We start from the raw sequence: 22,173 nt of genomic DNA on the forward strand, positions 1-22,173 counted from the left end.
ATAGAGATAGAACCAGCGTAGTTTACTACGCTCTTGCAACCAGCAAGGCAGGCCTGTCTTTATGTAGAGGGGTTACAGCGCAGGAAATTCACAACAACGGGGATGTTTTTGCCCGCAAGGGCCGCGCAGGCCCACAGAGGGGGTAGCCTGTACTCTTGTGAAGTACAGGCCGGGCGTGGCTTACACGTCTTTCTTGACCTTATCCCACTCAGCCTTGAGCTTGGAAACAAAGGATTCTTTCGGGGTTTCCTTGCAGGCCGTCACCACCAGCGGTGTGATTTTGGCGATACCGTCAACATCCAGCACGGCATCTTCAACCTTGCCCTTCTTGTTGATGGCTTCACCCAAGCCAACCGCAGTTGGCTGGAAGCTCTCGTCCACGGCCAGGAAATCCGCGCATGTCCATTTTGCCACGGGCTGCTTGGTTTCAGCTTGAGCCAGTGTGGAAAGTGCCGCCAAGCCAACGACGCCCATAAACAGAATGTGCTTTTTCATATGCCAATATCCCTATTATCAACGATTAAGTAACATGAGTTCTGCCGCAAACAACATAGTAGTGGAAGGGGTATCTGTCTATTTTTGAGACAGGATAACCTTCATGGCCTTCTCCTTGGCCGCATTGCCGAACACCTCATAAGCCTTGAGGATATCCGCCAGCGCAAAGCGGTGGGTGATCAACTTGCCGGCGTCGACTTTCCCCGACTGCACGGTCTTCATCAACAACGGCGTGGTATTGGTATTGACCAGCCCGGTAGTAATCGTGACGTTCTGGATCCATAGCTTTTCCAGGTGCAACTCGACACTTTTGCCATGCACGCCGACGTTGGCAATGGTCCCGCCCGGGGCAATCACCGACTGGCAGGTGTCGAACGAGGCCGGGATGCCTACCGCTTCAATCGCGACATCCACGCCCACGCCATCGGTCAGCTGGAAAATGCGCTCAACCGCATTTTGCGTGTTGATATCGATGACATCGGTCGCGCCAAAACGCTGTGCAACTTCCAGCCGATTGGTATCGCCATCGACCATGATCAACTGGGCGGGTGAATAGAACTGAGCGGTCAGCAACGCCGCCATGCCCACAGGCCCGGCACCGACGATCACCACGCTGTCACCCGGTTTGACCTTGCCCGCCAGTACGCCGATTTCAAACCCGGTGGGCAAGATATCGCTGAGCATCACCAGGGCTTGCTCATCGGCCCCGGCAGGCACGGGGTAGAGGCTGTTGTCCGCATGGGGGATGCGGACATATTCGGCCTGGGTGCCGTCGATCGTATGGCCCAGGATCCAGCCACCATCAGCGCAGTGCGAATACATCTGGCGCCGGCAATTGGCGCAACTGCCGCACGAGGTGATACAGGAAATCAGCACATGATCGCCCGGTTTGAAATTGCGCACCGCCGAGCCTACCGACTCGATCACGCCGACCCCTTCATGCCCCAGCACCGTGCCAGGGGTCACCTCGGGCACATCGCCCTTGAGGATATGCAGGTCCGTGCCGCAGATGGTGGTGTGCAGGATTCGGACAATGGCGTCGGTCGGTTTGTCGATGACCGGATTCGGGATCTCGGCCCAGGCTTTTTCGCCTGGCCCCTGATAGGTGAGCGCTTTCATGATGGCTTTCCTTTATCTGATCAAAAATCATCAGCGGCTGCCGTTGAGGTGGCAGCCCCCCAAAATCATTGATGCAGTTAAGCAGCCTTTTACCGACTCACCCTTGCCACAGGTCATAAAATGCCCTTTCGGACTAACGGTGCGGGTGAACCGTAAACGCCACCAGCTTCATCACAATGGGTCGCACGACCAGGATGCACAGGAAGGCTACCGGCATTGCCAATTGATAGGCATGCAAGGCATTGCTCAGGTAATCCCCCTCAATGCCGGAGTTTGCCGCAGTAATCACCAGCGACATCAAAAAAGCCATGATCGCTGACATGTAAAACGCAAATACATACGGGGTAACCCGGGCCGAGAGTTTGAAACGCCGGCCACCCAGGGTGTTTTCAGTGTTGTGTGACGTCATATACAGGCCTTTTTCAGCTTGGATTTCAGGTGTAGCGCACCTTAGCAAGATCGAAAACCGGCAACTAGACGCCCAGCAGCAGTTACTTTATAAATAAAAACTTACGAATGCCTGCGAGTATGCCCACAGTGAATTTGTTAGCAGCGATTGCCAGTTTTATCAAAGTGGTGGAAACCGGCTCCATCGTGGGCGCAGCCAGAAACCTGGGGCTCAGTGCGGCAGCCGTCAGCCAGACCCTCAACCGCCTGGAAGAACATCTGGGCACCCGCCTGCTGCAACGCACCACCCGGCGCATGGCCCTGACCGAAAACGGTGCACTGTATTACGCCAAGGTACGACGCATCGCCTCCGACCTTGAAGCCGCGCAAATGGCCATCCGTACTGACGATAACGAACTGCAAGGGCGCCTGTGCATTGCGTCTACCTCTGCGTTCGGTCGGCATGTAGTCGCCCCGCTCATCGCAGGCTTTGCTGCGCGTTACCCGCGCCTGGCACTGGAACTGTGTACCAGCGACGGCAAGATCAATCATATTCAGGACAATATTGACCTGAGCCTGCGCATCAAGCCGCAACTGGAAGACGGCATCGTGGCGCGCAAAATAGCCTCGGTGCCGTTTATTGTCTGCGCCGCGCCGGCCTATCTGGAGCGCGCCGGCATCCCCCGCACGCCGGAAGACCTCCAGCACCATGCCTGCCTGGGTTTTCGCTACCCCCTGGACGGGCGCCTGTTGCGCTGGGGGTTTACTCGCAATGGCCAGCACGCTTACGCAGCCTTGACCTTCAGCGCAATCAGCGACGATATCGACGCGCTTACGCAAATGGCCATTTATGGCGCCGGGGTGGCACGCCTGGCCGAGTTCCTGGCGGCGCCTTACCTCGAATCAGGCCAACTGATAGCGCTGCTCAAACACAGCCATGAGCCCAATGAATCCAGCGCGCAGCCGCTGGACATCTATGCTTGTGTCCAGGATCGCGCAGCCATGACCGCAAAAGTAAAAGCGTTTATGGACTACCTGACCGAACATCTGGATAAAAGCTGGATACAGGCCAGTGCTGTAATAACAAGGCCCAACTCACTGCACGACTTCAGCGCACCGAATTAGTGCAAACTCATTTGAATTAACTTTAACTTTTACACATTCAAAACAGTATAAAATCGTACTTTGTTATCCATGGCAACACAGACTATCGAGAAAAAACACCCCTATAGGGGGTAGTTGAATTTTTTAATGTACTGATACACTTGTCTGTAGAAACCATTCAAGGACGAATAAAAATGAGCGCCTCAACTAAACGTGGATGGACATGGGCCTACCGCAAGATGCGCGACCTGCACTGCAGCCGCAGCTCCGCCTTGTACAGGGCGACCCGTTACTGGCTGCGCGGGGATACGGGCACATTTGTTTGTGAACTAACGCACAAAAAGATCCGTATTAATCGTTAACTTATAATTATTACCAACGCGCCCCACTCGCTAAGCAAAAGTGTGAACTCACGCACGCTTTGGTCTTTACCAAATCAAGGCAGGGCTGTGCAGCCAGGCCAGTGACTTTATATGATGCGTCGGCATTTGCTTATGCCAAGGTTCAACTACATGCCAACGTCTGCGCCTGGCAGGGCCAAGCGTAACTTGCAGTTTTTTTGCGTGGCCTGGCATGCGTCGCAATGTCGCAAGTGCTACCACCGCAAGCTCTGGAAAAAAACCGTACCTGCACCGCCCGTTATCGCTGGGCGAGCCTGCCTCTGGACTGCTGATTCGGGCAAACGCCTGGAAACACCCTTAATCAGTCATCGCCTGCCGTACAACTGTCGTCACACCTATGCGACAATACGCGTAATGTCCGGTTTGAATCCCGCCTTCATTTCCCAGCAGCTTGGCCATAGCGTCCAAATGTTGCTGTCAACGTATGCGCATTGGTTCGACTCAAGCTCAGATTGGAGCGAGCTGGAAAAGCTCCAAATTGGTCCCAAATGGGTACCGGCTGAAACCAGCGAACTCTAAGCTATTGATAGGTAAAGTAATTGATCTCCACAGCAAATATCACGATGCAGTTCGGCGCAAAGCCGCTATTCGAGAACGTTTCAGTAAAATTTGGCGCCGGTAACCGCTACGGCCTGATCGGTGCCAACGGTTGCGGCAAGTCCACCTTCATGAAAATCCTCGGTGATGATCTTGAGCCGTCCGGCGGCCAGGTCATGCTGGAGCCGAACGTGCGTCTGGGTAAATTGCGCCAGGACCAGTTCGCCTACGAAGAATTCACCGTGATCGATACCGTGATCATGGGCCACGAAGAGCTGTGGAAGGTCAAGGCCGAGCGCGATCGCATCTATTCGCTGCCGGAAATGACCGAAGAAGACGGCATGGCCGTTGCCGAACTCGAAACCGAGTTCGCTGAAATGGACGGTTACACCGCCGAATCCCGTGCCGGTGAGCTGCTGCTGGGCCTGGGTATCGGCATCGAGCAACACTTCGGCCCGATGAGCGAAGTGTCGCCAGGCTGGAAACTGCGCGTATTGCTGGCGCAAGCGCTGTTCTCCGATCCTGAAGTGCTGCTGCTCGACGAACCGACCAACCACCTGGATATCAACACCATCCGCTGGCTGGAAAACATTCTGACCCAGCGCAACAGCCTGATGATCATCATCTCCCACGACCGTCACTTCCTGAACAGCGTGTGCACCCACATGGCTGACCTGGACTACGGCGAGCTGCGTCTGTTCCCGGGTAACTATGACGAGTACATGACCGTCGCTACCCAGTCGCGCGAGCAACTGCTGTCGGAAAACGCCAAGAAGAAAGCGCAGATCAACGAACTGCAAGCGTTCGTCAGCCGCTTCTCGGCCAACGCCTCGAAATCCAAGCAGGCCAGCTCCCGCGCCAAGGCGATCGACAAGATCACCCTGGCCGAGGTCAAGCCTTCGAGCCGGGTCAGCCCGTTCATTCGCTTCGAGCAGAACAAGAAGCTGCACCGCCAGGCGGTTATCGTCGAGCAAATGGCCAAAGGCTTTGATGGCAAGACCCTGTTCAAGGACTTCAGCTTCACCGTTGAAGCCGGCGAGCGCGTTGCGATCATTGGCCCGAACGGTATCGGTAAAACTACCCTGCTGCGTACCCTGGTCAACGAGCTGACCCCGGATGCAGGTACGGTGAAGTGGACTGAAGCCGCCGAACTGGGCTACTACGCCCAGGATCATGCCCACGATTTTGAAGATGACATGACCCTGTTCGACTGGATGGGCCAGTGGACTCAGGGCGAGCAAATGGTGCGTGGCACCCTGGGCCGCATGCTGTTTTCCAACGATGACATCCTCAAGTCGGTAAAAGTCATTTCCGGTGGTGAGCAAGGTCGCATGCTGTTCGGCAAGCTGATCCTGCAAAAGGCCAACGTGCTGGTCATGGACGAACCGACCAACCACCTGGACATGGAATCCATCGAGGCGCTGAACCTGGCACTGGAGAACTACCCGGGTACCCTGGTATTCGTCAGCCATGACCGTGAGTTCGTGTCCTCGCTGGCCACTCGTATTATCGAGCTGAGCCCAAGCGGTGTGATCGACTTCAGCGGCACCTACGATGACTACCTGCGCAGCCAGGGCGTGACGTTCTGATTCAGACGCAGCCCTGCAGGTTGTAACGAAAACCCCGTCCTGGTGACGGGGTTTTTCGTTTCTGGCCTTTTAATCACTCGCGGGGGGCCTGATACAACGCAGCGCTTTTATCGCGGGCAAGCCCGCTCCCACAGGTTGTGTGCCTGGCCCACTATTACCGTTAGCCTGCTTTCTTTTATGCCGGGGCCACGCCATCATGGCGGTTACCGATCGCCAGCCGGACTCCCCGCTCATGCCTGTGCAACACCCCTCCTCCCCGAGCAGCCTGTCGATCACCCTGCAAATCCTGTCGATCGTGTTCTACACCTTTATTGCCTTTATCTGCATTGGCTTGCCCATCGCCGTATTGCCGGGCTATGTGCATGACCAACTGGGCTTCAGTGCCGTGGTCGCCGGGCTGGCCATCGCTTCGCAATATCTGGCTACCCTGCTGAGCCGCCCGTCAGCCGGACGCCTGGTCGACAGCATCGGCACCAAGCCTGCCATCGTCTATGGCCTGGCTGGCATCGCCATCAGCGGCGTGCTCACGTCCTTGGCCGTTGCGCTGCAAGACTGGCCCCTGCTGAGCCTGGGCATTCTGATTGTCGGCCGGGTATTTCTCGGTGTTGCCCAGGGCCTGATTGGCGTCGGCACCATTTCCTGGTGCATTGCCCGGGTCGGCTCACAACATACCGCCAGAGCCATTGGCTGGAATGGCATTGCCTCCTACGGCGCGATCGCCATAGGTGCACCGCTGGGCGTGGTGATGGTCGAGCGGCTGGGCTTCGCCATGCTGGGTGTGACCCTGTTGTTGCTGGCCCTCGCCGCCCTGGGGCTGATTCGCAACAAACCGGCAATCGCCGCGATCCCGGGCGTGCGCCTGCCTTTTTGGTCGGTATTCGGCCTGATTGCCCCCTATGGCATCAGCCTGACCCTGGCCTCGATTGGTTATGGCACGCTGACTACCTTTATCACCCTGTTTTATATCGACCAGGGCTGGGAAGGTGCGGCGTATTGCCTGTCGGTATTTGGCGTGTGCTTTATCCTCGGCCGCCTGATCTTTACCAACAGTATCAGCCGCTTTGGTGGCTACAACGTGGCAATCGCCTGCATGAGCATCGAAGCGGTGGGCCTGGTCATGTTGTGGCTGGCACCCAGTACCGCTTTTGCCCTGGCAGGTGCCGGGCTGACCGGTTTTGGCTTGTCCCTGGTGTACCCGGCCCTGGGGGTCGAGGCGGTCAAGCAAGTCCCGGTTTCCAGCCGCGGCGCGGGGCTGAGTGCCTATGCCGTGTTTTTTGACCTGGCACTGGCCATTGCCGGGCCGATCATGGGGGCCATTGCGCTGAACCTGGGTTATCCGTGGATTTTCTTCAGTGCGGCCGTGATGTGCTGCCTGGGCTTGCTGCTGAGTTTGAGCCTGTCGCGGCGGGCGCAGCGCTAGCGGGTATGCGCGGCAGTGCGTAAACCGGACCCGGTATGGGCCTGCAGCGTCTTGCTGAAAAACCGCCCGGCCTCGTAAATCAGGTCGCGATGGATATCTTCCCGATCAACCCCTTGCGCATCCGTGCACAAGCCGGGCATGGCCGCCATTTGCTCGTCATTGCAGGGGGCCATGAACACAAAATGGCCGGCACCGGGTATCACCTTGAACTCCGGTTCCACCGGTAGCTTGCGGGCCAGGGCGTCAGCGTTTTTGTCGGGGAACACCAGCCTGTCGTTTTCGCCGCTGTACAGCAGCACAGGCACATGCACATCGGCCAGGGTCTGGCGGCCAAACATCAGGCTCAAGGGAGCCATCAGCAGCAGCGCGTGTACCCGGGGGTCAGCAACGGGCATCAGGTCATCACGGTCGGCGATCAGCTCCCCTTTTGTGGTGCAGGCATCACGGTCTTCGGGGCGCTCTTGGCAGTAGCGGCGCAGGCGATCCAGGTCAGGCTGGGCGCCTGCCAGGATCAACGCAGTTTCGCCACCTGCCGAATAACCGATCACCCCTACCTGGTCGTCATGCACATAGGGTGACAGCTCAGGGTCGTCCAGGGTTGCGCTGATGGCGGCCGATATCTGCATCGGCCGCCCGTAAAGGTTGCTCAAGGTACCCAGGCGGCTGTGGTCCTTGTAATTGTCTCCAGGGTGCAGCACCGCCACCACTACAAAGCCCTTGCGCGCCAGCGAGGTGGCCAGGTCATGCAGCGCCAGGGGCGTGCCGGTATTGCCATGGGACAGCATCAGCAGCGGGTAACGGCCGATGGCGACTTTAGCCCCCTCGGTCGCCGCCACTTCATAACTGCCTATTTTGGTCAGCCCCTGGGCCTCACTGGACGGGTAAAAGGCGATCGCCCGCATGGGTTGATCGTCCAGCGGATCGAGAAAACTCAAACGGTGAAAACCTACGCCCCACTGCAACGCGGGCTCGGCCTGCACCATCACGGAGCAACATGCCAGCCACAACATCAGTACCGCCCTGAGACCCATCATCGAGGTTCACCTGCAATGGCGCGTGGCTTGAAATCGGCTGTGCCAGAAGCTTTCGCCAAAAGCAGTGCATAACCTGGGCCAAACGCAAAAAAACTCCGTACTCCGGTCTTGGCAAGACACCCGGAGTACAGAGTTTAGCCGGTGAAGCGCTGTACAGGCTTACGCGGCGCTGAACAGATCCTGCTTAATCTGTGCATGGGCATCGTTCATGGCTTTGTTGCGTACTTCGTCACCATAGGCCAGGCCGTGGGCGCGGACAAATTCAACGTCGGTGATGCCGATAAAGCCCAGCATCACTTTCAAGTAATCTTCGTGGGCTACGCCAGTTGCCTGACCGGCATGCAGGCCGCCGGAGGTGGAAACTACAATGACTTTCTTGTTGCCGCACAGGCCTTCAGGGCCGGCTTCGGTATAACGGAAGGTCTGACCGGCTACGGCGATACGGTCAATCCAGGCCTTGAGCTGGGTCGGAATGGTGAAGTTGTACATCGGCGCAGCAATCACTACTGCGTCAGCTGCCAGAAACTGCGCCAGGGTGTCGGCGCTCAGTTGGGCTTCGTGTTTCTGCGCGGCATCACGCAGCTCGGCGGGTGTGCCGGCAGCCACCAGGGTCGCAGCCGAGAAGTGGGCGATGGCTTCGCTGGCCAGGTCACGGTAGCTGACTTCAACCTGTGGATCCGCTGCCTGCCAGGCTTTGACCACTTCGCCGCTCAACTGACGGGATGCCGAGTTGTCGCCCAGAATGCTCGAATCGATATGCAAAAGTTTCATGGTGATCTCCAGATGATGACCGCCTCTGGGCGATCTCGATGGAATGGATACTACCGATGAAAGCAATCGACGATAAGTTAGCCATTATGCGATAGTTCGTCCCACCTGCAGGACAGTGAGCACGCCATGCAAGACCTCAACGACCTTTACTACTTCGCCAAGGTGGTCGAATCCGGTGGCTTTGCCGCTGCCGGGCGACTGCTGGGCATCCCCAAATCACGCCTGTCACGCCGTGTGGCCGAGCTTGAGGAGCGCCTGGGCGCCCGCTTGCTGCAACGCACCACGCGCCAGTTGAAGCTGACCGCAGTGGGTGAGCGTTATCTGCGCCATTGCCAGGCCATGCTGCTGGAAGCCGAGATGGCGGACGAGGCCGTGGCCAGTATGTCCAGCGAACCGCGCGGCCCCTTGCGCGTGTCATGCCCGGTGGGGCTGGCCCATGAATTCATGCCCGGGGTGATCAGCTCGTTTTTGCAGGCTTATCCCCTGGTACAGCTGGAGGTCAACCTGCTCAACCGCCGGGTGGATCTGGTCACCGAAGGCATTGATGTGGCCTTGCGCGTGCGCGAGGAAGGCGACGAAGACCCGTCGCTGGTCACGCGGCGCCTGCGCCAGGCCCGCACCGTGATGGTAGCCACTCCCGAGTTTGCCAGTAAGTGGCCAGTCGACCGCCCCGATGACCTGAAAAGCGTGCCGCTGCTGGGGGCGCTGGAGGCCGATCGCATGGTGCATTTGCGCATGCTCGATGAGCATGGCCAGGCCAGCACCCTGGTACTTGAGGCGCGGCTGGGGATTGACGATTTTATCGTGCGCAAGGCCTGCACCCTGGCTGGCCTGGGTTTTACCGTGCTGCCCATGATGTATTGCGAGCAGGAACTGCAAGACGGCCAACTGGTGCAACTGCTGCCCAAATGGACCCTGCCGGGGGGCTGGCTGCACGCGGTGTACCCTCACCGGCGCGGAGTGATGCCGGCGGTGCGGGCCTGGATCGATCACCTGGTCGAGTCATTTGAACGTTGTGGAGAGAAACTGCTATGAGCCCGATGAGCAAGCAGGAAGTCGCCGAGTTCTGCCGGAACCTGCCGGGCGCTCAGTACGCGGTGAAATGGGGTGGGGTCGAGGTGTTTTTCGTCGATGACAGCAAGATGTTTGCCCTGTTCAACCTCAACAGCGACGGGCTTTCATTCAAGGTCGAGAAAGACCTGTTCCTGGGTTATATCGATCGCCCGGGTATCCGCCCCTCGCCCTATCTGGCGCGCGCGTACTGGATCAATATGCAGGCGCCCTACCCGATGGGCGCTGCGGAACTCCAGGACCTGTTGCGCCGTTCCCACCAACTGGTGGTGGGAAAACTGGCGAAAAAGCGTCAGATCGGTTTATTGCTGTAGCTGCAACAGGTGGAGAATGGAGCGGTTGAGGAACAGAGCGTCAATCCATACCACCTGATGCACAGCCACAATCAGCCAGAACGACAGTTGATAGGGCAGCTTGCGGGTTTTGTGGCGAAACATCTGTTGCGCCAGCAAAGCCCCTGGCCAACCGCCCAGCAGCTCTACCCCGTGCAACACCTTCTCCGGGGTTCGCCATTGCCCTGCCCTGGCTTGCTGCTTGTCATGCCAGTACAGGCCATACGCCAGAACACTGGCAACCCCATAAGCGAGCAAGGGTAGCCTGGTGCCCCCGGTGAGCCACAGGCTCACCGAGCCGCCGACCGGCAATGCACACAGCACAACCCAGGCCAGCAGCTTGAGCTTCAGGGCGCGAACCGGCGCACCCTGTCGTTCGGGCAAGCCTCTCAAGCCTCGGCCCAGTTGATCCAGCCAAACTGCCAGGTGGCCAGGATCAGCAGACCAAAGGCAATGCGATACCAGGCAAAGGCGGCATAGCTGTGGTTGGAAATAAACTTGAGCAAGGCCCGTACTGCGATCATCGCGAAGATAAACGAGGTGACGAAACCGATGGCGAACACCGGCAGGTCATCAGGCTGGAACAGATGACGGTACTTGTAGCCCGAGTACACCGCAGCACCGACCATGGTCGGCATGGCCAGGAAGAACGAGAACTCGGTGGCCGCCTTGCGCGACAGGCCAAACAACAGGCCGCCGATAATGGTTGAGCCCGAACGCGAAGTGCCGGGGATCATCGCCAGGCACTGGGCGAAACCGATTTTCACCGCGTCTTTCCAGGTCATGTCATCCACGGTCTCGGCACGAATCACATGCTGGCGACGCTCGGCCCACAACATGATCACACCACCCACCACCAGGGCCGTGGCCACGGTAATCGGGTTGAACAGGTACTCGTGGATCACATCGGCAAAAATCACCCCCAGCACCACCGCCGGCATCACGGCGATAATCAGGTTGGTGGTAAAGCGGCGTGCCTCGGGTTTGGTGGGCAGACCGACGACAACATCGATGATCTTGCGGCGAAATTCCCAGACTACAGCCAGAATCGCACCCAGCTGGATGATGATGTTGAACGCCATCGCCCGCTCGCCGCCAAAATTGAGCAAGTCGGCCACAATAATCTGGTGGCCCGTACTCGAGATCGGCAAAAACTCCGTCAAGCCTTCAACGACGCCCAGTATCAACGCCTGAGCGGCAGTCCAAAGATCCATTATTCCCCCATAAAGCCCTGCCTCATGCAGAGCTGATTAGTCTTGATTAAGGTGTTGCAAGCACGGCCCTGGAGCAGGTCAAAGGTGCGACATGTTCCCCAGAAAGCTGTGAAAAAACTGTCAGAAATCAATAAAGATGAAGCTTTGCCAATTTCGGCCGAGATCCTATCAGACACGTTCTACTTTCGCTGCTATGACATGACTTCGGTTTGGTCTGACAGACAAGTCTGGAAAAAGTTGTCCTGTGAAACACCACAACAAGAAAAACAAGGAGTCGCCCTTTATGAATACCCTGCGCGGGTTATCCATCAGCCGCCGTTTGTGGCTGATCCTGATTGTGGCCATGGCCATGTTGCTGGCGTTGGGCCTGCTGATGCTAAAGCAGATACATGACGATTTGTATGAAGGCAAAGCCCAGAAGACCCAACATGTGGTGCAGGCCGTCAGTGGCGTACTGGGCTACTACCACGGCCTGGAAACCGCCGGCAGCCTGAGCCGGGAAGCCGCGCAACAGCAGGCGCTGACCGTGATCAGCACCCTGCGCTATGACCACGATGACTATTTCTGGATCAATGACCTGCGCCCTTATATGGTCATGCACCCGACCAATGCCAAGCTCGACGGCAAGGACCTGTCGGCCATCAAGGACCCGGACGGCTTTGCGATCTTCAACGAGATGGCCAGCCTGGCGAAAACCCGGGGCGCGGGCATGGTCGACTACCGCTGGCCAAAACCCGGCGCCCAGGAGCCGGTGCAGAAAACCTCCTATGTGCAACTGTTCGAGCCCTGGGGCTGGGTCATTGGTTCAGGGGTGTATATCGACGACATGCAGGCCGAGTTTCGCGCCCAGGCCTGGAAGGCCAGCTGGGCGGGCCTGGGCATTGCGCTGATCATGGCCGTACTGGTCACCCTGATCGCCCGCAGCATCGTGCGACCGCTGCAAGAGGCCGTGCAGGCAATGGCTAATATTGCCAGTGGCGAAAGCGACCTGACCCGTAGCCTGGATACCCACGGCCGTGATGAAGTAACCCTGCTGGCGCATCATTTCAATGCCTTTACCGCCAAGCTGCGCAACGTCATCAGCCATTTGCAGGCCACTGCCAGCGCATTGGAGCAGTCCTCGACCGAGATGGGCAGCGACGCCAGCGACGCGCAACAGCGCAGCCAGCAACAGGCCCTGCAAATGGATCAGGTGGCCACGGCGATCAACGAAGTCACCTACGCCGTGCAGGAGGTGGCTAAAAATGCCGAACACGCTGCCAGTGAAATGCGCGGCGCCCAGTCGCAAGCCGAGCAAGGCCAGCAGAACATCGACAGCAGCTTGCAGCAGATCGACCAATTGTCCGGCACCATTAACCAGGCGGTCGAGGTCATCCGCACCCTGGCCACCCAAAGCAGCGAAATTGGCAGCGTACTGGAAGTGATCCGCTCGATTGCCGAGCAAACCAACCTGCTGGCCCTTAACGCCGCAATCGAAGCGGCGCGGGCCGGTGAACAAGGCCGCGGTTTTGCCGTGGTGGCCGATGAGGTGCGCTTGCTGGCCCAGCGCACGCAAAAATCCACGGCCGAGATTCAGACGATGATCGAGGGCCTGCAAAAGCATTCCGAAGCCGCCGTCGATGTGATCGGTAGCAGCAGCCGCGCCTCGCAACTGACCATCGAGCAGGCCACCCAGGCCGGGCAGAGCCTGACCAGCATCGGCCAGGCGCTGACTAACCTCAACGACCTCAACGCCTCGATTGCCAGCGCCACCCTGCAGCAGGCCCATGTAGTGGAGGACATCAACCAGAACGTGACCCAGGCCGCCGAGCTGTCCCAGGGCACCGCCCAGGCGGCAGAACAGTCGAGCGCCGCCAGTGTCCACCTCAAGGAATTGAGCGTTCAGCTCAATGGGTTGTTGCGTCAGTTCAAGGTGTAGAGGCAGCGGCCAGCGACAGCTGGCCGCTGGCTGTCAGGCGATGACGATGTCGGTGCCCGCCAGTGTGGCCAGGGCAACGCCCACCAGGGTCACCGAATCGTTGCCAAAGCTGAGCACGGTGTCATGCCCCACGGCGCTGGCATGGGCACGGTAATCGCTGTGATGCCCGCCCTCCACGCCCAGGAACACCAGCGTGTCAGTGGGTTGGTAGCCCAGCAGCGTATCGTTGCCAAAATGCCCGCTGAACACGAAGGTGTTGCTGGCGCCTGCCGATTCCAGCAGGTCGTTGCCTGCACCGCCGACAAACACGCTATTACCGTGCAGGCCGATCAAATGATCGTTGCCGCCCTGGCCCAGCAACCAGCCTGCGGGGCCTGGCGCCGTGACCGTGCTGTCCTCGGCACCGGCCTTGACCGAGTGAGTGTACTCACTGCGGGTATTACCCGCCCACAAGCCATCGTCAGCCACCCGATGGCTGACCGGGCGATGGCTCAAGCCCAACCACGCGGGTTCGTCACTTAACAGCACACTGATATCGCGGGCTAGGGTGATGCCGCCGTGGCTATCGCGCACATACAAGGTGCCCTGGCCGTCATTGACCACCTGTGTGCGGTTCAGCGATTGCTGCAGGTCGAGGGTGTTGACGCCCTTGCCACCCAAAATGATGTTGTAGCCGCCACTGTCACGGAAGGTGTCATTGCCGTCGCGACCTTCGAGAAAGTCATTGCCGCGCCCCCCTTGAATCAAGTCATTGCCGTCACTGCCGATGATAAAGGTGCTGCCCTTGTGCGGCTCGGCGTTGCGATTGAGGTCCTGGACCCAGGTGTTTTCCCGCGCCGGGTTGGACAGGTTGGCGAGCACGAGGGTCGAGTCCCTGGTCGTCAGGTCATAGAATGCCGAATCGAGGATGCGCGTCATCGCGCTGTCATAGCCATTGGGCAAGTGGCTGATCCAGGTCGAGACATTGGCAATCGAAAAAGGCATCAGATTCCACGCGGTGGAGGCGTAGTGATCGTTGAAACTGACAATGTTGTTGGTAGCGGACGGTTGATGCGCGTCATGCACACCCAGCGACGACAGATTAAAGTCCGAACCGTCCAGGGCGCGAAACACCGGGTCGTTCTCAAAGCCGATATTAAGCACGTTTTCCGTGGTTTCGCTCTGGGTGGGCGAAGCAAAGGCAATGTAATTGGCATCGCGGTAAAACCCTGCCCAGTGCTCGCCACTCAAATCTGCCAGGCTGTTGACGGCCAGGCCGCCCAGGCTGTGGCCACTGACCAGCACGTCCTTGCCGCTCAACCCTTGCGCGCTGGCAAAGGCAGCCACTTTGCCCAGCAGCAGGTCAAAGGCATTGGCGCTGTAGTTTTTCGCATAATCGGCAGGGCCGATCGCGGCAAGCAAATCGCTGATGGCATCGCCAATGGAATCGCTGATCAGCGACTCACGCGGGCCACTGGTGCCGCGAAACCCGATGCCGATCGAGGTCAGTTGGCCATCGGCGCCGTACTTGCCGAGGATTTCCACTTGAGCACTGCCATAGCCCGCTTGCTCACCGAAAAAGGTGCCGCGCTGATCGACCTTGCCTGCGTACCCCAACTGATCAGCACTGATGGGGGTCCAGCCGGCTTTTTCGACGGCTTCGCGGGCGAGTTTTTCCGAGTCCGGGTTCCACGGAATGCCCGGCACCACGCCCTGGGAATCAGTGCCACCGAGCACGGCCTTGACCAGGGTGGCGGGCAGCCCAAGGCCCATGCCGTTCTTCTGGTAGCCCACGGCAAAGCCATTATCGAGGTTGTGATAGCTGTAAAGGGTGATAGCCAGAGCATCGGCGACCAACGCCGTTGAAGCCTTTGATCCCACATCCATGTAGTCAAAAATCGCCATGACTGCTTACCTTCTTCGTTGATAAAACTGTGGCGGGCTCGCGCGGCACAAAGACTTCGTCGACCCGGGCCAGATCCTGCTCGCCCAAGGTGCCGGCGTAGAAGTGCAATTTGGTCCAGGCCAGCAGATAGTCGTAACGGGCCTGGGCCAGGTCGCGCCGGGTGCTGTAAAGCTGCTGCTCGGCGTTTAGCGCATCCAGGTTGACCCGCTCACCGCCGAGGATGCTCTGGCGCGTCGACACCACCAGCGCTTCGGCCGAGACCAGGGCTTTTTGATAAGCCCGCAATTTGCTCACCCCCGACTGGCACGCATTGAACTGGCGGCGCAGCTCAATCAGGGTTTCGCGGGTCTTGCCCTCCAGCTCGTACTCCACCCGCGCCAGATTGCTGCTGGCCTGGCGTACCGACGCGGCCACCCCGCCCCCCGCATACAGTGGCAGGCTGATCTCGATACCGATGGTGTTGGTGTCATAGCGCTGGTTGTAGGTGTTGCCGCTCTCGGACTCCATCTTGCGCACGCTGGCATAGGCATTGAGTTTGGGCAGATGCCCTGCCCGGTTGCGTTCAACTTCGTACCGCGCCACTTCCAGCGCCTCACGTTGCGAGGCCAGCAGCGGATTACTCTCCAGCGCCATTGTGTGCCAGCTCGAAAAGCTCGCGGGTTGCAGCGGCAAAGCGCTGAAGCTGACGGGCAATGGCGTCAACTCGTCGATATTCACCGTAGCCACGCCAATCAACGCGCCCAGCTCGCGCAGGGCTGCGTCCTGTTCATCCTGAGCCTGGAGTTGTTCGGCGGTGGCCAGCTCGTAACGGGACTCGGCCTCAAGAATGTCTGTGCGCGTGCCCTCGCCCTGGCGAAACAGCTGCTCATTTTGTTGAAACTGCTGCTCGTAGGCGTTTTTCTTGGCCCGGGCATTGTCGATCTGATCCTGCGCAAACAGAGCCTGGGTGTAATGGGTCAGCACCCGCACCAGCAGTTCCTGGCTTTTGCTGCGAAAGGTCTCATCGGCAAACAGCGCCTGCGCCACGCCTTTGCGGTAATTGGCGTACGCCTCGTAATCAATCAATGGCTGCTGCACCGTAAAGGTCGAGCCGTAGCTGTTGTAGTTGCGGTCTTCGTGGCTGTTGCCGCGCTCATTCAAATAAGTGGCCCTGGAGTTGTTGCGGCCTTTGTTGTAGTTGTACGACAGCTTTGGCAACAGCCCCGCACGACCGATGGTGCGGCTCTCCTGGCCGGCATCGCGCTCCTGGAGGGCGGCCAGGAACTCGGGATCATTGCGCAACGCCTGTTCGTACACCTGAAACGGGCCCAACGCCTGGGCATTGCCTGCCCACAGGGCAAAACCCAGGCCCAACAGTGCAGTAGTTCTCATAAAGGGCAGCATCCTAGCGCTCAGTCAACGCAGAACCTGCGCGGTCCAGCAGGGGTTTGAACAGGTAGTTGAGCAGCGAACGCTCGCCGGTGCGCACAAACATCTCGGCCGGCATGCCGGGCTTGATCACCAGCCCGTTGAGCTTCTCCAGTGCCTGATCACTCACTGAGCTGCGCAGCACGTAGTACGGCATCCCGGTTTTCTCATCGAGCAACTGGTCGGCCGACACCAGGTTCACCTGGCCCGACACCCGCGGCGTGCTGCTTTGGTTGAAGGCCGTAAACAGGATGTCCACCGGCAACTGGCTGCCCACCCGGTCCACCAGATTCACCGGCAAGCGCCCTTCCACCTCAAGGCGCGTGCCCTGGGGCACGATCTCCAGCAGGGTTTCACCCGCTCGCACCACAGCGCCCTCGGTGTGCACGCTGAGGTTGACGGCGATCCCATCGGCTGGCGCATTGATCTCGCTGTGCAGCAGGTCAAACCCCGCCGAGGCCAGTTGCTGCTCAAGGGTCAGGGTCTTGAGCTGGGCATCGGCCAGCTGGCTGCGCACGTCCTTTTGATATTCATCGCTGTGCTGTGCCAGTTTGAGCCGCGATTCCACAATGCCTTGCTCGATACGTCCGCTTTCACCGGTGTTCTGCGCCAGATCCTGCTGAACCCGGGACAACTGCCGCTCGTACTCCATCAAACGATTGCGCGGGATATAGCCTTTTTCAGCCAGGGGCCGAAGATTGTTCAATTGCTCACGCAGGGAATCGGCCTGGGCCATTTGATCGCTGCGAGCTTGACGCATCCCGCTCAATTGCCGGGTAGCGCCTTCGATACTGGCCTTGAGTGCAGCCTGTTCGCGGGCAAAGGCTTCGCGCCGGCTACTGAACAACTGCTGTTGGCCCTCCAGGACCAGGGCCAGGCGCGGGTCAGCGGCCTGGCTTAATTGCGCAGGGAAACTCACCCGTGCCAGGTTGTCACGCTCGCTTTGCCAGCGGGCCTGGCTGGCCCAGGCCATGCGGTACTGCGCACGCAACGATTGCACGTCGGCTTCGACCTGGGTCTGGTCCAGGCGAAACAACGGCTCGCCCTGCTGCACCCTCTGGCCCTCGCGCACCAGAATCTGGCGCATCACCCCGCCGCCCAGCGATTGCACCGCCTTGCGCTTGCCGGACACCACCACCGTGCCTTGCACCGCAATGCCCTCGTCCAGCGGAGCCAGGCTGGCCCACAGGAAAAAACTGCCCGCACCGACCAGGGTCAGCACCCAGCCTGCGCGCACATAAAAGCCCGCACTGCGCTCAGGCAATGGCGATTGAGTGTGCTTGTTTATCAATGCAGCGTCCTTGCTCATGCGTCAGCACTCTGACGGTGGATACTGGCCGCCTGCGGCGCGGCCTGTTGCGACTGGGCTGCGGACAGTGCCTTGAGCACCTCGGCACTGGGGCCGAACACCTGGCAGCGACCTTCATTGAGAACCAGCAGCTTGTCGGCCTGGGCCAGCGACGCTGAACGATGCGTGACCAGCACCACGGTGCAGCCCTGCCCCTTGAGATGGCCAATGGCCCGGGTGAGCGCTGCGTCGCCGACGGCATCGAGGTTGGAATTGGGCTCATCCAGCACCACCAGCCGCGGGTTGCCGTACAAGGCCCGGGCCAGCGCGACCCGTTGCTTTTGCCCGCCCGACAGGCCACTGCCCTCGTCCCCCAGAACCGTGTCGTAACCTTGCGCCAAACGCAAAATCATCTCGTGAACCCCAGCCTGCTGCGCCGCAGCAACCACCTGCCGGGGGTCTGCGTCGCGAAAGCGGGCGATATTCTCGGCAATGCTGCCGCTGAACAGCTCCATATCCTGGGGTAAATAGCCTATATGCGGCCCCAACTGCTCACGGTTCCACTGGTGAATGTCGGCACCATCCAGACGCACCGTGCCCGCCAGCGTCGGCCATACCCCCACCAGCACCCGTGCCAGAGTCGACTTGCCAGAGCCCGAGGCCCCCAGCACGCCGAGCACTTCGCCGGCATTGAGGCTAAAACTGACGTGCTGCAAGGTGGGCTGGCGCTTGCCCGGGGGGGCCGCACTGACCTGTTCAAAGCTCAACTGACCCTTGGGGGCGGGTAGCGGCAGGCTGTCCTCACTGGCCGGATGCTCGCGCAGCAGGCTGTCCAGGCGCTGATAAGCCAGCTTCGCCGAACTCCATTGCTTCCAGACCGCAATCAACTGATCAATGGGGCTCAACACGCGGCCCATCAAAATCGAACCGGCAATCATCATGCCCGCGCTCATGTCGCCCTGGATCACCAGCAAGGCCCCCAAGCCCAATACCAGCGATTGCAGGCACAAGCGCAGGGTCTTGCTCAGCGAACCGATCACCGCACCGGTGTCGCTGGCCTTGTTTTGCTCGGCCAGAAAGCGCGAGTGCAGAGCAAACCAGCGTTGGCGCAACACCCCCAGCATGCCCATTGCCTGAATGGTCTCGGCATTGTGCAAATGGCTGGTAGCCAACTGGCTGGACTGCATGGAATACAGGCTGGCGCGGCCCAGGGCTTTACGCGTCATCACTTCATTGATCCACGCCAAAGCAATCAGCAGCAGCGCACCCGCCGTTGCCATAAGCCCGAGCCAGGGGCTGAACAAAAAAATCACCCACAGATACACCGGAAACCACGGCGCATCAAAAAAGGCGAATAACGCAGGGCCGGTGACAAACTGGCGGATCAAGGTCAGATCGGCCAATGCCTGGCCAGCATGGGCCTGGCCGCTGAACAGGTTGCGCTCGAATGCGGCGCGGTACACCTGCTGGTTGAAGCGGCGCTCCAGCTGACTGCCGACGCGAATTACAATAAAACTGCGCACGGTTTCCAGCGTACCGATAAAGATAAAGAACCCCACTACCATCAATGACAGCATGGCCAGTGTTGTGGTGTTTTGCGACGACAACACCCGGTCATATACCTGCAGCATGTAAATCGATGGCACCAGCATCAATATATTGATCAGGGCCGTAAAACAGCCAACGCTGATCAATATGCTTTTATAGTCGGCCAGTGCATGTATCAGCGGCGCAACGGGGCTGTTTTTCAATCGCCTCATGAATCTTCCTTGATCGACAAAAACGGCAGGCAGGCCTGAACAAAACAGCCAGGCACACTTGAACCGTACTGTTCAGGTATCGCTCAGGTATTGAGAACTCCTGCTGAACGGCCACACTCTTTATTCAGGGTTACGCACCATGACCAAGACCGTTTCGGTTTTGACCTGCGCTTCATAGTGCCCCGGCTCGATACGGTTCATATGCACCAGCGCCGTGCCGTCCGGTCCCATCAGATAAATACCGTCGGGGGTTGGCGACCAACTTTTTGGCACTTCGCCCAACCATGTTTTCAGACACTTGACTTCACTGTTGAAGGTTTTGTGTTCGGCCACCAGCTGTACCGTACAGCGGTGCGTTGCATCATCCTGCGGGTAAAACGTCCAACTGCCCGCCAGTTGCGCGGGGCTCAGCAGCAGCAAGGAACTGGCCATGGTGCTCTCCGTGGTAAATGTCAGTAATGCGGCGATACAGCCCATTACCTTGAAATATCTGCATGCCATAGGGCTCATCCATTGACACTGTCCGGCAGAGGGCAGCGCTTGCGCACTGCCCGTGTACCGGCAGGCTTACACGACGATGTCGTAAGTTGCCACTTGACCCACGGTGTTGACCAGGAAGTCGGCTACAGCATGACCGCTGAAGTCGACCGCAAAGTGGCCCAGGTTGCTAGCCGTGTCATAGCTGACAATCGCTTCGCCAGCGCGGCCGGTGAAGGCATCGACAAAGTTCAGCCCCGCCAGCTTGGTGATGGCCGAGACATCGATTTTGTCGATGCCGGACTGGAAGTCCATGATGATATCGGCTGCACCCGGCGCGGAGTCAGACACTGCGCCAAATACAAAGACATCCGACCCGGTGCCGCCCCACAGGGTGTCAGCCCCGCCACCGCCATAGAGGATGTCGTTGCCGGCACCGCCCTTGAGCACGTTATCGGCGTCGTTGCCGATCAGCAGGTCATTGCCTGAACCACCAATGGCGTTTTCCACGGTCACGCCCTGAGCAATCGACACGTTACCGGTCATGCCGCCCACATCGGAGAACGAACCGGCCGTAAGGTTGATCTTCTGGTTTTGGGTGAAACCGGAGAAGTCCAGCGTGTCATTGCCGCCGCCATCCCACACCGAGAAAATCAGCTTGGAACTGGCAGACGTTGCGCTGTAGTAATCGCGATCAGCGGTGGAGTTGAAACCGTAGACGGTATCGCCCGCGCGGGTTTCGAGATTGGCGCCATAGAGCTTTTGCACCGCGGCGATATCATCCAGCAATGGCGCCGATGCGTAGGCACCTTCGCCGCTGTTGGTGAAGTGCTGACCGGTGTTGCTTTCGCTCCAGTAGCTCATGACGCTGTAGGCACGGGTGTCTTCGCCATACACCGCATCGCGGTAAGTAGGGTTGCCATTGCCGGCGTTGTAGTCTCCCGGGTGCGACAGCCCAAGGGTGTGGCCGATTTCGTGGGTCAGGGTCTGGCGACCGTAGTTGCCCTCGCCCGGGGTTTTGTTGACCGCGTAGTCTTTGTTGATCAAGTACCACGATTCGCCTTTGCGCGCACTGCTGGGCAGGTAGGCAAACGCCGCGCCGCCGTTGCTGGCACTGAAATTGGCAAAGGTCATGTGGCCATCCCCGCCACGGGCTGCCGGGCCTTCGGTGAACGTCACCTTGGCGACATCGGCCCAGGACTCCAGCGACAGCTTGGCCTGTTCCTTTTGCAGCGAAGAAAACTGGCTGAACGTGCCCAGGCCACGGGTGGCGTAACCCACCGGCGGCGCCGTGAGGAAGGTATAGGTGAGGTTGATCACACCATCGCCGTTGAGGTCATGCCAACTGGCCCCGGAACGCGTGAGCTGATCCGCGGCCTGGTCGGTGGTGAGCGAAGGTTTGCCATTGACCAGATGATCACCGCGATCATAGAAATGGCTGAAGTTATCAATCTGAGTGAAGGCAGAACTGCCGGTGTTTGCCGCTTGCACCTGGCCAACGGACAATGCTGCTTTCTCTTTAAGTTTCGACATGTAAACATTTCCTTGTTTAGCAGTAGAAAGTTTTTTGACAGACCACGACGACCCCTTGGCGAGATCGTCCTATCACTCGCCGTTTTATGGCGGAGTGAAACTGACACAATCTGAAATATTTAGTCCAGCACTTTCTCAGGGCTAATTTGCGCAAACGCCGCAAGTTACCGGAAACATTGAATGCTCAAGCAAAAGTATTTTTTAATGCGCAAGCGGCCAATAACTGACTGCACGGTCTAAACACAAAAAGTTAAATCGAGGGGCTTCTCATCCGTCTTGAACTTGGGCCGATACTGTATTTATATAACACCCGTCATATAACTTTCGTATCACTTCCAGCTCTCTATTGCTATATGCGCGATGTCGCTTATTAATAAGTTTTCGTCGTGACTTGAAAGTTGCCTGACCGTTGTAGCAGCTGACGAGTGGAA

The 22,173-nt window shown here is 58.8% G+C and carries 19 protein-coding genes and 1 pseudogene; 7 read left to right on the top strand and 13 right to left on the bottom strand.

Translation table 11 applies throughout. The features are described from left to right. Positions 1-180: 180 nt before the first annotated feature. The 3 genes from hdeA to AB3G35_RS15110 form a co-directional block, all read right to left on the bottom strand. Positions 181-495, bottom strand: coding sequence for an acid-activated periplasmic chaperone HdeA (hdeA, locus tag AB3G35_RS15100; protein ID WP_086797207.1), 315 nt, complete (start codon positions 493-495; stop codon positions 181-183). Between the two features lie 78 nt (positions 496-573). Next, a complete protein-coding gene (locus AB3G35_RS15105; RefSeq protein ID WP_016781000.1) occupies positions 574-1,614 on the bottom strand; it encodes a zinc-dependent alcohol dehydrogenase family protein in 1,041 nt (346 codons plus the stop codon). Between the two features lie 133 nt (positions 1,615-1,747). Further along, the gene (locus AB3G35_RS15110) at positions 1,748-2,023 is read right to left on the bottom strand and encodes a DUF2798 domain-containing protein (protein WP_016781001.1); all 276 of its coding nucleotides are present in this window, start codon (positions 2,021-2,023) and stop codon (positions 1,748-1,750) included. Between the two features lie 128 nt (positions 2,024-2,151). Between AB3G35_RS15110 and AB3G35_RS15115 the strand changes: the two genes are divergently transcribed. The 4 genes and pseudogenes from AB3G35_RS15115 to AB3G35_RS15130 all read left to right on the top strand — a co-directional run bounded on the left by AB3G35_RS15115 (position 2,152) and on the right by AB3G35_RS15130 (position 7,052). Then, a complete protein-coding gene (locus AB3G35_RS15115; RefSeq protein WP_106115862.1) occupies positions 2,152-3,126 on the top strand; it encodes a LysR family transcriptional regulator in 975 nt (324 codons plus the stop codon). A gap of 686 nt (positions 3,127-3,812) precedes the next feature. Next, positions 3,813-4,025, top strand: a pseudogene (locus AB3G35_RS15120) (hypothetical protein); the annotation flags it as partial. Positions 4,026-4,045: 20 nt separating this feature from the next. Next, entirely contained in the window at positions 4,046-5,632 is a 1,587-nt protein-coding gene (locus AB3G35_RS15125; protein WP_029611422.1) for an ABC-F family ATPase, read from the top strand. Between the two features lie 232 nt (positions 5,633-5,864). Beyond that, positions 5,865-7,052: an MFS transporter gene (locus tag AB3G35_RS15130; RefSeq protein WP_095039605.1), complete on the top strand. Its 1,188-nt coding sequence runs from the start codon at positions 5,865-5,867 to the stop codon at positions 7,050-7,052. On the opposite strand, the gene AB3G35_RS15135 is transcribed toward AB3G35_RS15130, so the two are convergent. Both AB3G35_RS15135 and AB3G35_RS15140 read right to left on the bottom strand, forming a co-directional pair. Beyond that, positions 7,049-8,086 carry an alpha/beta hydrolase family protein gene (locus AB3G35_RS15135; protein ID WP_369781715.1) on the bottom strand — a complete coding sequence of 346 codons (1,038 nt, stop codon included), beginning with the start codon at positions 8,084-8,086 and terminating at the stop codon, positions 7,049-7,051. The two genes, AB3G35_RS15130 and AB3G35_RS15135, sit on opposite strands and share 4 nt — an antisense overlap. 159 nt (positions 8,087-8,245) lie before the next feature. Further along, positions 8,246-8,857, bottom strand: a complete 612-nt coding sequence (locus AB3G35_RS15140; protein WP_086797215.1) for an FMN-dependent NADH-azoreductase — start codon at positions 8,855-8,857, stop codon at positions 8,246-8,248. 126 nt (positions 8,858-8,983) lie between these two features. On the opposite strand from AB3G35_RS15140, the gene AB3G35_RS15145 reads away from it, so the two are divergent. Continuing rightward, a complete protein-coding gene (locus tag AB3G35_RS15145) occupies positions 8,984-9,892 on the top strand; it encodes a LysR substrate-binding domain-containing protein (protein ID WP_016781008.1) in 909 nt (302 codons plus the stop codon). A 5-nt stretch (positions 9,893-9,897) separates the two neighbouring features. Beyond that, positions 9,898-10,242 carry an MmcQ/YjbR family DNA-binding protein gene (locus tag AB3G35_RS15150; protein ID WP_029611424.1) on the top strand — a complete coding sequence of 115 codons (345 nt, stop codon included), beginning with the start codon at positions 9,898-9,900 and terminating at the stop codon, positions 10,240-10,242. On the opposite strand, the gene AB3G35_RS15155 is transcribed toward AB3G35_RS15150, so the two are convergent. Further along, positions 10,231-10,644 (bottom strand): DUF1294 domain-containing protein, encoded by a 414-nt coding sequence (locus tag AB3G35_RS15155; protein WP_134048544.1) that lies wholly within the window; start codon positions 10,642-10,644, stop codon positions 10,231-10,233. The two genes, AB3G35_RS15150 and AB3G35_RS15155, sit on opposite strands and share 12 nt — an antisense overlap. A gap of 5 nt (positions 10,645-10,649) precedes the next feature. After that, complete coding sequence (locus AB3G35_RS15160; protein ID WP_086797220.1) at positions 10,650-11,474, bottom strand: undecaprenyl-diphosphate phosphatase; 825 nt, start codon at positions 11,472-11,474, stop codon at positions 10,650-10,652. A gap of 283 nt (positions 11,475-11,757) precedes the next feature. On the opposite strand from AB3G35_RS15160, the gene AB3G35_RS15165 reads away from it, so the two are divergent. Beyond that, positions 11,758-13,392, top strand: coding sequence for a methyl-accepting chemotaxis protein (locus AB3G35_RS15165; RefSeq protein ID WP_134048546.1), 1,635 nt, complete (start codon positions 11,758-11,760; stop codon positions 13,390-13,392). Positions 13,393-13,425: 33 nt separating this feature from the next. On the opposite strand, the gene AB3G35_RS15170 is transcribed toward AB3G35_RS15165, so the two are convergent. The 6 genes from AB3G35_RS15170 to AB3G35_RS15195 all read right to left on the bottom strand — a co-directional run bounded on the left by AB3G35_RS15170 (position 13,426) and on the right by AB3G35_RS15195 (position 21,742). Beyond that, a complete protein-coding gene (locus AB3G35_RS15170; protein WP_369781716.1) occupies positions 13,426-15,276 on the bottom strand; it encodes a polyurethanase in 1,851 nt (616 codons plus the stop codon). Further along, positions 15,263-16,648, bottom strand: a complete 1,386-nt coding sequence (locus AB3G35_RS15175) for a TolC family outer membrane protein (protein ID WP_369781717.1) — start codon at positions 16,646-16,648, stop codon at positions 15,263-15,265. The genes AB3G35_RS15170 and AB3G35_RS15175 overlap by 14 nt, the downstream gene beginning before the upstream one ends. A 13-nt stretch (positions 16,649-16,661) precedes the next feature. Continuing rightward, positions 16,662-17,993: an HlyD family type I secretion periplasmic adaptor subunit gene (locus tag AB3G35_RS15180; RefSeq protein WP_169910144.1), complete on the bottom strand. Its 1,332-nt coding sequence runs from the start codon at positions 17,991-17,993 to the stop codon at positions 16,662-16,664. Continuing rightward, a complete protein-coding gene (locus tag AB3G35_RS15185) occupies positions 17,990-19,732 on the bottom strand; it encodes a type I secretion system permease/ATPase (protein ID WP_369781718.1) in 1,743 nt (580 codons plus the stop codon). The genes AB3G35_RS15180 and AB3G35_RS15185 overlap by 4 nt, the downstream gene beginning before the upstream one ends. A gap of 120 nt (positions 19,733-19,852) precedes the next feature. Further along, positions 19,853-20,164, bottom strand: coding sequence for a protease inhibitor Inh/omp19 family protein (locus tag AB3G35_RS15190; protein WP_016781017.1), 312 nt, complete (start codon positions 20,162-20,164; stop codon positions 19,853-19,855). Between the two features lie 135 nt (positions 20,165-20,299). Beyond that, positions 20,300-21,742 carry a serralysin family metalloprotease gene (locus AB3G35_RS15195; protein ID WP_106115853.1) on the bottom strand — a complete coding sequence of 481 codons (1,443 nt, stop codon included), beginning with the start codon at positions 21,740-21,742 and terminating at the stop codon, positions 20,300-20,302. Between the last annotated feature and the right edge of the window lie 431 nt (positions 21,743-22,173).

The organism is Pseudomonas sp. WC2401 (genome assembly GCF_041200115.1).
Lineage (GTDB): Bacteria > Pseudomonadota > Gammaproteobacteria > Pseudomonadales > Pseudomonadaceae > Aquipseudomonas > Aquipseudomonas fragi.